The organism is Leeuwenhoekiella sp. ZYFB001 (assembly GCF_011784865.1).
Taxonomy (GTDB): Bacteria; Bacteroidota; Bacteroidia; order Flavobacteriales; family Flavobacteriaceae; genus Leeuwenhoekiella; species Leeuwenhoekiella palythoae.
The window spans coordinates 2,428,799-2,442,180 of the sequence record NZ_CP050460.1 but is presented as its reverse complement, the minus strand read 5'-3'; the positions used below and the strand labels follow the sequence as shown (position 1 = coordinate 2,442,180).

Genomic DNA, 13,382 nt, shown 5'->3' with positions numbered 1-13,382 from the left:
GCGTGTGGTACGAATTAATAACCCGGATTTTGCCAGTCGGCTTTCATATCCGGAGACAGGTTAGAACCGTCTTCATTGAGCAATCCGTCTATAAAGGATTGCGGTACCGGACGCAGTTCGTGCTTATTCTCGGTGATATTGGTCGCCTGTGGATTAAACGCACGCGCACGCTGAATCAAAGTTCCTGTACGAGAAAGCGTTTCCCAGCGCATCCACTCGCCTAAATGCTCACGGGTACGCTCATTTAAGATAAAATGAAGGGCACGCTCATACGATCCGGAAACGCCCAAAGCCGCAAGCACCGCCTCATCTTCGTCAGGCAGGTTGTCTGGGAAAGAGGTCAAACTCAGGTCAGAAGCCGCTGTGGTTACTTCCACATCCGGATTAGAAAGGTAATAGGTATTCATATTCAAATTGGAATTGACATAATTGGTAGCCGCCGAACCGGTATTGAGGCTGTTGTTTTCAAATGCAACAGAGCCATCGATATAATACGAACGGTTTTCTCCTGCTTTCCAAGCAGCACGCGCACGTACGGTGTTTAGGTCGTTCATCGCATTGCCGTATTGCTGTAAACGCGCATAACACTCTGCACGCAGCAAGTAGGTTTCTGCCAAGCGCGCCATAGTCACGTCACGGTGCGCATCTCCTTTTTCTGCGAAACGAGAACCGTCGTCGGTCTTGTTGATTCCGGCGAAAAAGTTTGAAATGGGGGTACTCTTAAAATCAGGCGAAACATACTGCCCATTTTGATACAACACTAACGAGTTGGGTACAAACTGCCCCGGAGTACTGGTTAGCGAACCTGAAGTCTCGGTTTGACGCATTCCTTGACGCCATTCGGGTAAGCGCCCGTCAACGTCTGACCAATTTGGGTTTTGAATATTTGCACCAAAAGTAAAGTCATTATAGGTATCGTCATCTTTTGTATTCAAGATCATCACAATTCCGGGATCTCCCAATTCCACTCCGGCATCGGCGTTGATCACATTGTTTACGCCATATACCGTTTTAAAGGTTTTCCACATACGCGAATCATTCACATGGTCAAAAACCGCATAGGTATATTCGGTAGGACGCAGTCGCTGAAAATCCATACCTCCAATCCATACGCCGCGACGTACCCAACCTCCTGAGAAATTAGAAAATTGTGGCGTGAAATAGTTATACGTACGGTTTCCGAAACGTCCCGTAGTCGATGCATCTGCATTGTGCGGCGCAGCCATTAGAATTTCGTCTAACTGCTCAGCTTCACTGTCAACACCCGTCCAGTTGGCATATAAATCACGGTAATCCGCAGCGAGCCCACCACGCGCGTCGATCGCATAAGTAGCAGCTTCGATCGCTTCATTCAGGTCTCCTTGAATGTATTCTGCATTCCAATCGTCGTTACGCTCAGAAGCTCTAAACAATAACGCTTTGGTAAGGAAGTGTGCTGCGGTAGCTTTAGTCCAGGTTACCCCTTTTCCATAGGTGTAAACTTCACCTTCAAAGTAATTGTAAGCTTCTCTAAAGTCAGAAATGACTTGCGCCCAGGTCTCTTCATCAGTCGCTCGGGTAAAGTTACGTACCACACCTTCGGCAGGCTCTAACTGCAATACCACACCTCCGTATTGTGCGGCAAGGCGGTAGTAATTATAGCCTCTTAAAAAATGCGCGTGCGCCAGGCAGCGGTTGCGGATGCCCTCATCTTCAATCACCTCGGCATTAGCGATTATAGTATTTGCCGAAGCAATCCCGTAATACATCTGATCCCAAAGCGCCGCAGGTGAGGTCGCGTTGTTGTTGGCCGCACCGGTTTCGGGCGTTGCACCTACCGGGTTTAAGCGGTTGTCATAGGTGTTCCACATTTCATTAGTGAGGTCATTGGCGTTGGTAAATTCATCGGTACCATAGAGGGTCAACCCATAGGCCCATTCGTACCCAAAATGCCATCTGATATTTCCGTAAAGGGAAACTGTAAGATCTTCAAGACCCTGAGCAGTTTCAAAATATTCTGTAGAGTACTGGTTGGTCAATTCTTCATCGAGAAAATCATCTTTACACGAGGTGCTGCCCAAAGCGAGCGCGCCACAGAGTAAAATAGTACTACTTCTTTTTAATATATTTAGTTTCATCTTTTTCTTTTTTGAATTCAATTGAGGATTATAGTCCGATGTCTAAACCTACAGCAAAGCTTCGGTTGAAAATGGTAGAGTTGGTATCAAAATCATACCAAGCAGCCCCTTGATAAATACTTCCCGGGTTTACCGCTTGTACATACACTCTCAAGTTGTTTAAGCCCATTTTTTCGCTTTGCTCAGGAGAAAAATTATAACCCAGTGAAATGTTTCTAATCTTAACAAAACCGGCATCCTGAATCCCTAATAACCCTGAGAATTCATCCTGAGATCCTGAAGTCGCTTGACCTAAAATAGGCTTTTGAAAAGCAGCATCGGTATTATCTGGCGTCCAGTAATCGATCTCACGCTGGTTAGAACGTGCGGTCATCGCCTCACCGCCTATATTGGCTTTATATCCTAAACGGGAGATGATAAGCGTACTCAATTCAAAACCTTTGTAGCTGAAGGAGTTGTTCCAGCCTAAAGTCCATCGTGGTGTTGTATTGCCTAAGATCGTGCGGTCGTCTGCATTCATAACATAGTCGCCGTTCTGATCGGTAGGGCGCACATTACCCGGGCTAAAATCATATCCGTTCTCATTCCATAAGGCCATTTCAGCTTGATCTTCGGGAGTGTCTTGCCACAACCCGTCATTATCGTACCCGTAAATCACACCAATAGACTCGCCGATAAACCAGTTGTTGTCTACCATATCATTTTCGCCGTAGGCTAATTCTTCGATTTCGTCACGTTGCCACGCTACGTTAAGATCTGAAGCCCATTGGAAGCCTTTTTCGTTCGCTACCGGAATTAAATTCAGACTTGCTTCAAAACCTTTGTTGTTGGTTCTACCAATGTTAGCGATGGTAGAAGGGAACCCGGTTAGGGTAGGAATATTAACCGACATCAATAAATCTGAAGTATAGGATTTATACACGTTCAAACTACCCGAAACACGATTGTTAAACAAACCGAAGTCTACCCCTAAGTTGTACTGTGTGGTTTTCTCCCAGCCCAGATTCGGGTTGGCTAAAGACAATTGAGATCTGGAATAATACGGCTCATTGGTCGTATACCCGATTTGATTCGAAAGTCCGTTAAACGGAAGGAAGATCGAAATAATATCTCCTTTAGTAGCGTAAGGATCTACCGCTGAGTTACCTGTAGTACCATATCCTAAACGCAGTTTCAAGTTATTCACCCAATCTGCATTCGCAAGAAAATCTTCCTGATCTAATCTCCAGGCCAGTGCGGCAGAGGAGAAGAAGTCCCATTTATTGCCAGCACCTAACTGTGAAGCACCATCCCAACGTCCTGAAACTGTAAGTAAATATTTGCTGTCAAAACCATAGTTTAAACGCACCATATACGAACTCAACTGACGCTCGTTAAGGTTAGAGCCAATACTTACATTGTTTTCCGAATTGGTAAGGTCTATCGCACCGAAATTATTCCACAGCATAGAGGCTTTTGGGATATTGTTGGCAGACATGCCTGAACTTTCAATATTCCAAGAAGAAGCAGTTTGCAGTAAAGTCACATCAAGGTTGTGTTTCTCTCCAAAACTTTTACTGTAGTTGATCTGGTTATCCAGCGTCCACGATAAATCTCGTCGATTATTCAGACGCGCATAGTTAGTACCTAAGGAACCGTCTGAATTGATGCGGTGTGATGAACTTCCGTCAATATAAACCCCTTCTCTGAAGTGACGAAAGTCAGGTCCAAAACGAATTAAGTATTCTAGACCTTCTAAAGGTTGGTAGATCTCTCCAAAATCAAAGGTAGCGCTAAGACTACCCAGCGCACGCAAGGTTTGCGATAATTGGGTACTCTTATTCTCTTCGCCAATGATGGTATAAATGGTGGTCTCACCTCCCGGGTTGATCACTAAATTACCATCGGCATCATAGGGCACTGCAATATTGTAGATGTTTTTAGCAGCGCCGTAAATCGCATTAGGTACCGAACCGCTACGACCCCCTAAAGTAGAGAAACCATAATCTTGCTCACTCCACGATAGGTTAAAATTGGCATCAAACTGAAACCAATCTACCGGTTTAATACTTGCACTTAAGTTGGCAGTATAACGCTCGTAAAACTGTCCTTTTTGCGTTCCTTTATTATTTACATAACCCACAGAACCGTATGCGTTGACTTTTTCGGTACCCCCACTGGCACTTAAGGTATGCTCGCTTAAGATTCCGGTTTGCGTTACAAAATCAGTCCAATCGGTGTTGCGCACGCGAGAAGCATCAAAGCTTCCGTTTTGCCAACCTTGCAAAACGTTATCTCGTGAAGTCTGCCCGTCAAGCGGACTGTCAAAAATATTGGTGTCATTCGCCAAAGTAGGACTGTCTGGGTGAGCATACGTCTCAGGATCGAGGTTGTATGCCGCCCAACGTCTAAAATCAATAAAGTCTGCTGCACTCATTGCAGGTGCACGATCAACGATATCAGAAGTGGTCACCGTACCCGAATAGTTCAGGGTAAATCGGCCGGTTTTTCCTTTTTTAGTCGTTACGATGATCACCCCGTTAGCCCCTCGCGATCCATAGACTGCGGTAGCCGAAGCATCTTTTAATACGTTGATCGACTCGATGTCTCTTGGGTTGATCGTTTCAATAGAAGAAGCTGAAAGTAGCGGCACCCCATCTACTACATAAAGCGGTGCATTACTCGCAGTTAACGAGCGGTTACCCCGAATACGTACCGATCCTACCGTACCGGGACGCTCGCTGCTGGTAATGTCTACCCCGGCAGCTTTACCTTGTAAGGCTTGAAATACGTTACTCACGGGTTGTGTAAGCAGTTCTTCAGAACTTACTGAAGAAACCGCTCCTGTAAGGTCAGATTGTTTCTGCGTTCCATACCCAACTACCACTACGGCATCGAGTTCGGCACTGTCTTCTTCCAAAGTAATCGTATAGGAGTTTTGTGCACCTACGACTTGCGAAATCGATTTCATTCCGAGGAAAGAAAAAAGCAAGGTCTCTCCTTGGGCAGCTTGTAAGCTGAAGTTACCATCAAAATCGGTTTGTGTTCCACGCTGAGTGCCTTGTACCAAAACATTAACTCCGGGCAGCGGCATTCCGTCAGCATCAGTAACGGTCCCGGTTACCGCTTTTTCCTGAGCCCACAAGCTGGTGGAGAGCATCAGTATACTGAAACACAGTAGAAAAAATTTGTTTGTTTGTTTCATGTTTACTTAAGGTTTTAAGAAAATTTAACCATAAATCTGTTAATTGCGTTTTAAAAGTAGTTAATGAAATCGTTGTAGGTGTCCTGTACTTACTGTGCTGTAGTATCCTGCTTTATGTTAATTTTTGGTTTTTATATCCTATTGGTCTATCTATCCACAGGACGGCACAGGATAGCAAATGCTTCTTGAACTTCTAATTTTAGCCTAACTTGAAGCGCTTTGCAATGCATTGTATTTTCAATTTTCAACACTCTTTTATGCGTTTTTCTCTTTTTTCCACAGTGGTGGGTTGCTTATTGTTTTTTAGCTGTCAACATCAGAACACCCAGGCGGTCGCTACTGATGCGGCGCTTTGGCCAGAATTGACACAAACCGCTAAGCCCTGGACGCGCTGGTGGTGGATGGGAAGCGCAGTAGATAAACCTAATATCAAAGAACATCTAATCGCTTTTGAAAAAGCCGGATTGGGCGGCGTAGAGATCACTCCTATATATGGCGCTAAAGGCGAAGAAGAACAATTTCTCGAGTTTCTTTCTCCGGAATATTTAGAGCTGCTTGATTATACAATCACTACAGCAGACAGCTTGGGGCTTGGTGTAGATATGGTTTTGGGTACCGGATGGCCGTATGGTGGCCCTCAGGTAGAGCGTGAATTCGCCGCGACTAAATTGGTTGTTCAAAAGTACGAACTCAAGCAAGGAGAGGTCTTTGATCAAGAATTAAAGCCGGATGCTAAAGAACGGCAGCCAGCGTCCCTGAGCGCTGTGCTGGCTTATGATACTAAGGGTAATTTTAAAGATCTAACCTCAGATGTAACTGAAAACAAATTAAAGTGGACCGCGCAAGATGCTGCTTACACGGTGTATGCTTTGTTTACCGGCAAAACCGGGCAGCAAGTAAAGCGGGCAGCTCCGGGAGGTGCCGGCTATACCTTAGATCATTACTCTCAAGAGGCTTTTGAAGATTATGTACAACCGTACGATACAGCATTTGCCGAAATTCAAGGGCATCTGCGCGCGATTTTTAACGACAGCTACGAAGTTTATGGTACCGATTTTACACCGAAGTTTTTTGAATTTTTTAAACAATGGCGGGGTTATGACCTTAAACCTCACATCAATCTTTTATTGAGTGATAGCGATAACGATTTAGGAAACCGCGTCAAGAGCGATTATCGTGAAACACTGTCTGATTTACTCCTGCATCAATTCAATGAGCCTTGGACCGATTGGTCAAACCAGCACGGATTTAAAACCAAATTACAAGCCCACGGTTCGCCGGGGAATCTTATTGATCTTTATGCTTCGGCAGATATCCCGGAGTGTGAGACTTTTGGCTCGATGCCTTTTGATATCAAAGGGTTTCGACGTGAGGAAGAAAATATTCGCACGGGCGATGCAGATCCCGTGATGCTCAAATTCTCTTCTTCGGCAGGTCATATCGCAGGGAAACCGCTTATTTCCTCAGAAACTTTTACCTGGCTTAGAGAGCATTTTAAAACAGCCTTGTCTCAGGCAAAGCCCGAAGCGGAAGAATTACTGCTCAATGGCGTGAATCATATTTTCTTACACGGTTCTACCTATTCTCCGGAGCGTGCCGGATGGCCGGGCTGGAAGTTCTATGCTTCAGTAAATTTTAGTCCGAAGAATACCATTTGGAAAGATGCTTCGGCATTGTTTGGCTACCTCGGTAATGTGCAATCGGTCTTACAAGAAGGAAAAGCAGATAACGAGACCTTATTGTATTGGCCTATTTATGATCAGTACAACAGTTATAAAAAAGGAAATTTATTCTTTCAGTTTAAGATCCATTCTTTAAATGAGTGGTTGCTTGACACGCCGTTCTATGAGACTACAAACACCTTGATGGATAAGGGCTACGGAGTAGATTTTCTATCGGATGCTTTTCTAAAACAAGCTAAAGTAGAAAATGGCAACATTGTTTTACCCGGCGGAACTTATAAAGCTTTGGTGATTCCGGATTGCGAATTTATGCCGTTAGCCAGTTTAGAAAAACTGGTAGCACTCAAAAACGCCGGAGCTTCTGTGATCTTTACCGGCTTACCAGAAAGCGTTCCCGGATATTTTGAATATGAACAACAAACTGCAGCACTTCAAGACCTGATCGCTAAAAATAATCTAGCCATTACTGCTTTAGAATCAGGTCTACGTGCAGCGGAAGTGCATCCTGAAACCTTAGTAGGATCGGGATTGAAATTCATCAGAAGAGCTCAAGGCAATTCTAAGATCTACTATTTGGTCAATCATACTTCAGAGGCTATTGATACCTATATCCCGTTATCAGGCACGGTTGATAATGCCGTGCTTTTAGATCCGCTTACGCGAAAAGTGGGTGCCGCAGCCGTTCGTACTATCGAAGGGCAGGCTGAGGTTAAAGTTCAAATAGCTTCGGGTTATGCGTTGATCTTAAAAACCAATTGGAGTTTGCCTGAAGAACACTGGGCGTATACGACGCCGATGGCTGAAGGAATTCCGCTAGAAACCGAATGGAACATCAACTTTGAAGAAGGAGGACCTGTACTTCCGGAAGCTGCCACCTTAAGCAGCTTAAAATCTTGGACGACACTTGGCGCAGATGCTGAGCATTTTTCGGGCACGGCAACCTATACCACCACGTTTACTAAACCGGAAAGCGAAGCAGATACATGGCAACTTGATCTGGGAGATGTGAGAGAAAGTGCTGCGGTGTGGCTTAACGATAATTATATTGGTACTGCCTGGTCGGCGCCGTATCGTTTAGAGCTTGGTGCCTTACAAGCAGGAGAAAACACCTTGAGCATTAAAGTGACCAATCTGGCGGCAAACCGACTTCGCGCTAAAGAATTGCACGGGGAAGAGTGGAAGACCTTTTACGAGATCAATATGGTAAATAAAGATTATAAAGCTTTTGATGCCACCGTTTGGGAACCCACACCTTCAGGACTTTTAGGACCTGTTCAACTGGTACCATTGGCTATAGAAACAAAATAATTCACGAGATATAAAACGAATATAGATGAGAAAACTACTGGTTTTAGCTGTTTTGGCAGCATTCAACTTTAATTGTGCGGCGCAGCAACAGATCAATCGGGATGATGTGCTCGAAAAAATGGAACTTGCCAATGCGTATTTTATGAAGAAATGGCCTGATGTAGGCAAAACCATCATCACCAATAAAGAACGCCCGAGTAACATTTGGACGCGCGGCGTGTATTATGAAGGTTTGATGGCCTTACATGAGATCTACCCTAAAAAAGAATACTATCAATATGCTTTAGACTGGGCCGATTTTCATCAGTGGGGTTTCCGCAGTGGAAATGAAACCCGTAATGCAGATGATTATGATGCAGCGCAGACTTACATTGATTTGTACAATTTGCAACCCGATCCTGAAAAGCTGAAGAACACCAGAGCCTGTATGCAAAAGTTTTTGGTAACACCACAAAATGGCGATTGGGATTGGATCGATGCCATACAAATGGGAATGCCGGTTTTTGCTAAAATGGGCGTACTGGAAAATGATGCGCGCTATTTTGAAAAGATGTACGAGATGTATATGGAAAGCCGCAACGTTATTGGTGAAAAGGGTTTGTTCAATCCGGAAGATGGTTTGTGGTGGCGTGACGCTGATTTTGATCCGCCGTACACTGAGCCTAACGGAGAAGACTCGTATTGGAGCCGTGGTAATGGTTGGGTAATCGCTGCGTTGGCAAAGACGCTTTCGATCATTCCTGAGGATGCTCCGCACCGCGATCAATATATTGAAGATTTGCAAGCAATGGCTGAAGCCCTTGTAAAAGTTCAGCGCGAAGATGGGTTCTGGAATGTGAGTTTGCACGACCCAACGCATTTTGGAGGGAAAGAAACTTCGGGTACGGCTTTATTTGTCTACGGAATCGCCTATGGAATCAACAACGATTTATTAGACCGTGAAAAGTACTTGCCGGTAATTACCAAAGCTTGGAATGCGATGATCTCAGAATCGCTTCACGAGAATGGCTTTTTAGGTTGGTTGCAATCTACCGGAAAAGAACCTAAAGACGGGCAGCCGCTATCTTATGAGAAGATCCCTGATTTTGAAGATTATGGTTTGGGTTGCTTTCTGCTGGCAGGAGCCGAATTGTACCGTTTAGAATACTAAAATTTAAGGGATGCCTAAACGCTTAAAAAATATACTTATGCTACTGGGCTTTGCAGTTACGCTGCAAAGCCTTTTTGCACAGCGCCAAACCTATAATTTCAATAGTGATTGGCAGTTTAAAACCGGTGAGATCGAAGGAGCTGAAGCTACCTCTTTTGACACCGAAGGATGGACGCAGGTGACGCTGCCGCACGCGTACAATCAAGAGGAGGCCTTTTTAAAAGCCATTGATGAGCACAGCACAGGGATCGTGTGGTACCGTAAAAATTTTGTACTTCCGGAAGCGGCAAAGGGACAAAAGATCTTTTTAGAATTTGAAGGCATCCGTCAAGGTGGAGACATTTTTGTAAATGGGAAACAGATAGGTTTGCACGAAAACGGGGTGATGGCTTTTGGTTTAGATCTAAGCGATATCGTTGTATTTGACGGGAAGGAGAATTCTATTGCCTTGCGTATAGACAATGATTGGCATTACCGTCAGCGCAGCACTAATGCAACCTATAGGTGGAATAATATCAATTTTAATGCAAACTATGGCGGGATTCCTAAAAATGTATTCATGCACATTACCGATAACTTATATCAAACGCTTCCGCTGTATTCAAATCTTGAAACTACGGGAGTTTATGTCTATGCTACGGCTTTTGATATTCCACAGGCAGCGGCTACCATTCACGTCGAATCTGAAGTAAAGAACGAATATGACACCTCTAAAACTTTTCAGTTCTCGGTAGCTGTTTTTGACCTGGATAATAAAAAGGTTGCTGAATTTTCGGGAGCGGAAACTAGTCTTAAACCGGGGGAGCGCACGATAGTTTCCGCAGCACAACGTCTCAATGATTTGAATTTCTGGAGTTGGGGTTACGGGTATTTGTATACGGTTAAATCGATGTTGAAAGTTGATGGTAACGTCATTGATGAAGTCAGTACCCAAACCGGTTTTAGAAAGACCGAATTCAAAGAAGGAAAAGTTTATCTCAACGATCGCGTACTGCAAATGAAAGGCTATGCGCAGCGCACCAGCAACGAGTGGCCGGCGATCGGGATGTCTGTCCCGGCGTGGTTGAGTGATTTTAGCAATCGTATGATCGTCGAAGGCAACGGAAATCTTGTACGCTGGATGCACGTGACTCCCTGGAAACAGGATATCGAGTCTTGCGATCGCGTGGGCCTGCTCCAAGCAATGCCTGCCGGGGATGCCGAAAAAGATTCTCAGGGAGACCATTGGAAACAACGTACCAACCTGATGCGTGACGCAATAATCTACAACCGAAATAATCCCAGTATTGTTTTTTATGAAAGCGGGAATGAGTCCATTAGTGAGGCGCATATGGCCGAGATGAAAAGCTTACGCGATACCTACGACCCCTTTGGCGGGCGTGCTATCGGTTCGCGTGAAATGCTGGATAGCCGTGAAGCAGAATATGGTGGCGAGATGCTTTACATCAATAAAAGTGCACGAATCCCGATGTGGGCTACTGAGTACAGTCGGGATGAAGGGATGCGCAAATATTGGGATGAGTTTTCACCACCTTTTCATAAGGAGGGTGACGGACCTTTGTACAAAGGAGAACCGGCAACGTCTTACAATCACAATCAGGATCGGCACGCGATCGAGGATGTTATTCGCTGGCATGATTATTATGAAGCCCGCCCGGGAACCGGTCACCGTGTGAGTTCGGGAGGTGTGAATATTATTTTTTCAGACTCCAACACACATTATCGCGGGGAACAAAATTACCGTACGAGTGGGGAAGTTGACCCGATGCGAATTCCTAAAGACGGCTATTTTGCACATCAGGTGATGTGGAATGGTTGGGTAGACCCAGAAAAGCACAGCACGCATATGCTGGGGCATTGGAATTATCAACCCGGCACACAAAAAGATTTTTATGTGGTTTCTACCGGTGAAAAAGTCGAACTATTTATCAACGGAACTTCGCAAGGTTTTGGTAAGAAAGACTACAGTTTTCTTTTTACGTTTGAAAACCTAACCTATGAACCCGGTAGTGTCAAAGCCGTGAGCTATGACGAGCAAGATAATGTACTAAGTACTACTGAAAAATTTACTGCAGGAAAACCACACAGTATACGATTGAAGCATTTAGAAGCACAACTTCCATTTAAAGCCGATGGTGCAGATGTTGCGCTTTTTGAAGTGGAAGTGGTCGATAAAGACGGGCAGCGTTGTCCGCTTGATAATTCTAAGATCGAATTTGAACTGGATGGTCCGGCAACTTGGCTGGGTGGAATTGCAGATGGTCCTGATAATTACATTCAGTCGAAAGTGCTTCCGGTTGAAAATGGTGTAAATCGCGTGATGATTCAATCTACGACGCAGGCCGGGAGCATCAAGATTAAAGCTAAAGCTTCCGGAATCAAAAATGCTTCTATAGAACTAGATTCCGAAGCATTTGAAACCCAAAACGGATTGGCAAGTGTACTCCCCGGTGCAGATCTGCCTTCTTATCTCGACCGCGGTCCTACACCTAAAACTTCTTCTTTTTCGTGGAAACGTAAACCGGTTTTTATTCGTTCGGCACGAACCGCTAATGAAGACGATGAACCGTATCTGAGTTATGATGATAATGAACTCACCGAATGGCGCAATGACGGTCAAGCAAAAACCGGTTGGATCACCTATACCTTAGCCAAGGAAGCCGAGGTCAATGCATGCGTGATTAAATTGACCGGTTGGCGCAGGAAAAAATATCCTTTGCGTATTTTAGCAGGAGATGAGGTGCTCTTTGAGGGCGAGTCCTGGCAAAGTCTGGGATATATCACTATACCTCTAAAAACGGTAAAAACCAATGAGATCACGGTGCAGTTGGCCGGAGCTCAAACGGAGGAAGATGGGTTTAATGATATTGTTGAGGTTGATCCCAATAAGGAACTTGATTTATTTAAAGACGATAAAGCGGCAGCAGCCAAAGGGCAGTTGCGTATAGTAGAAATAGAATTTTATGAAGAATTATAAATCCGTTTATTCGGTATTCGTATGGGTTTTTGGCTTTAGTTTTGTGAGTATGAACAGTCTTCATGCACAAAAGGAAGTCAAACTTTGGGAAAACGGAGTTCCTAACAGTAAAACCGATGCAGCCTATCAAGAAGTACAACACGCTGATAACGGGCAGGTGTATGGTGTAGATAAGGTTACCGATCCTACCTTGACCATTTACGAGCCCGAAGCCGTCAAGGCCAACGGAACTGCCGTGGTGATTTGTCCGGGTGGTGGTTATGGGCATCTCGCGATTGATAAAGAAGGCTACAAGCTTGCTGCCTGGTTTGCCGAGCAAGGCGTAACCGGTTTTGTATTAAAGTACAGACTCCCCAGCGATGCGATTATGGAAGATAAAAGCATAGGGCCACTACAGGATGTGCAACGGGCCATTCGCTATGTGCGCGAGCAGGCTTCTTCTTACGGCATTGATACTTCAAAAGTGGGAATCATGGGCTTTTCTGCGGGAGGGCATTTGGCGTCAACCGCAGCTACGCATTATGCTGATAAGGTTTATGATGCCACCGAAGGCATTTCCGCAAAACCCGATTTTTCGGTATTGATCTATCCCGTGATCAGTATGCAAAATGGTATTACGCATCAGGGTTCTAAGGATAATTTATTAGGGAAGAAAGCCTCCAGAGGCGCTGCGTATGCGTATAGCGGCGAGTATCAGGTAACGCCCGAAACTCCGATGGCATTTCTGGCGCACGCCACCGATGATTACGCGGTTCCTGTAGAAAACAGCATTAACTACTACTTAGCCTTGAAAGATGCCGGAGTTCCAGCGGAAATGCATTTGTATGAAGATGGCGGCCACGGTTTTGGAATGGGACGCACCCACACGGCCGATTCCTGGCCCGCAGCACTAAGCCTTTGGATGAAAAAGCACGACTTGATTACTGAATAAAAGGCATCAATTGGTTTACGCTAGACATCTAGG

Annotated in this window: 6 protein-coding genes; 4 read left to right on the top strand and 2 right to left on the bottom strand. The window is 44.9% G+C overall.

What is annotated here, in order from left to right:
- Nucleotides 1-14: 14 nt before the first annotated feature.
- Both HCN54_RS10415 and HCN54_RS10410 read right to left on the bottom strand, forming a co-directional pair.
- Nucleotides 15-2,117, bottom strand: coding sequence for a RagB/SusD family nutrient uptake outer membrane protein (locus HCN54_RS10415; RefSeq protein WP_225599068.1), 2,103 nt, complete (start codon nt 2,115-2,117; stop codon nt 15-17).
- A gap of 28 nt (nt 2,118-2,145) precedes the next feature.
- Nucleotides 2,146-5,301: a SusC/RagA family TonB-linked outer membrane protein gene (locus HCN54_RS10410; RefSeq protein ID WP_167597747.1), complete on the bottom strand. Its 3,156-nt coding sequence runs from the start codon at nt 5,299-5,301 to the stop codon at nt 2,146-2,148.
- Nucleotides 5,302-5,558: 257 nt separating this feature from the next.
- On the opposite strand from HCN54_RS10410, the gene HCN54_RS10405 reads away from it, so the two are divergent.
- From HCN54_RS10405 to HCN54_RS10390, 4 genes are read left to right on the top strand one after another with little or no spacing between them, the layout of a single operon-like run.
- Nucleotides 5,559-8,291, top strand: a complete 2,733-nt coding sequence (locus HCN54_RS10405; RefSeq protein ID WP_167597746.1) for a glycosyl hydrolase — start codon at nt 5,559-5,561, stop codon at nt 8,289-8,291.
- A 25-nt stretch (nt 8,292-8,316) separates the two neighbouring features.
- Complete coding sequence (locus tag HCN54_RS10400) at nt 8,317-9,441, top strand: glycoside hydrolase family 88 protein (protein WP_167597745.1); 1,125 nt, start codon at nt 8,317-8,319, stop codon at nt 9,439-9,441.
- 10 nt (nt 9,442-9,451) lie between these two features.
- A complete protein-coding gene (locus HCN54_RS10395) occupies nt 9,452-12,418 on the top strand; it encodes a glycoside hydrolase family 2 protein (RefSeq protein WP_167597744.1) in 2,967 nt (988 codons plus the stop codon).
- The gene (locus HCN54_RS10390) at nt 12,405-13,349 is read left to right on the top strand and encodes an alpha/beta hydrolase (protein ID WP_167597743.1); all 945 of its coding nucleotides are present in this window, start codon (nt 12,405-12,407) and stop codon (nt 13,347-13,349) included. Before HCN54_RS10395 ends, HCN54_RS10390 begins: the two co-directional genes overlap by 14 nt.
- Nucleotides 13,350-13,382 lie beyond the last annotated feature (33 nt).

Bases quoted from the DNA above. Each gene is read 5' to 3' on its own strand.
- HCN54_RS10415 (WP_225599068.1), bottom strand. From the start codon at position 2,117: ATGAAACTAAATATATTAAAAAGAAGTAGTACTATTTTACTCTGTGGC.
- HCN54_RS10410 (WP_167597747.1), bottom strand. From the start codon at position 5,301: ATGAAACAAACAAACAAATTTTTTCTACTGTGTTTCAGTATACTGATG.
- HCN54_RS10405 (WP_167597746.1), top strand. From the start codon at position 5,559: ATGCGTTTTTCTCTTTTTTCCACAGTGGTGGGTTGCTTATTGTTTTTT.
- HCN54_RS10400 (WP_167597745.1), top strand. From the start codon at position 8,317: ATGAGAAAACTACTGGTTTTAGCTGTTTTGGCAGCATTCAACTTTAAT.
- HCN54_RS10395 (WP_167597744.1), top strand. From the start codon at position 9,452: ATGCCTAAACGCTTAAAAAATATACTTATGCTACTGGGCTTTGCAGTT.
- HCN54_RS10390 (WP_167597743.1), top strand. From the start codon at position 12,405: ATGAAGAATTATAAATCCGTTTATTCGGTATTCGTATGGGTTTTTGGC.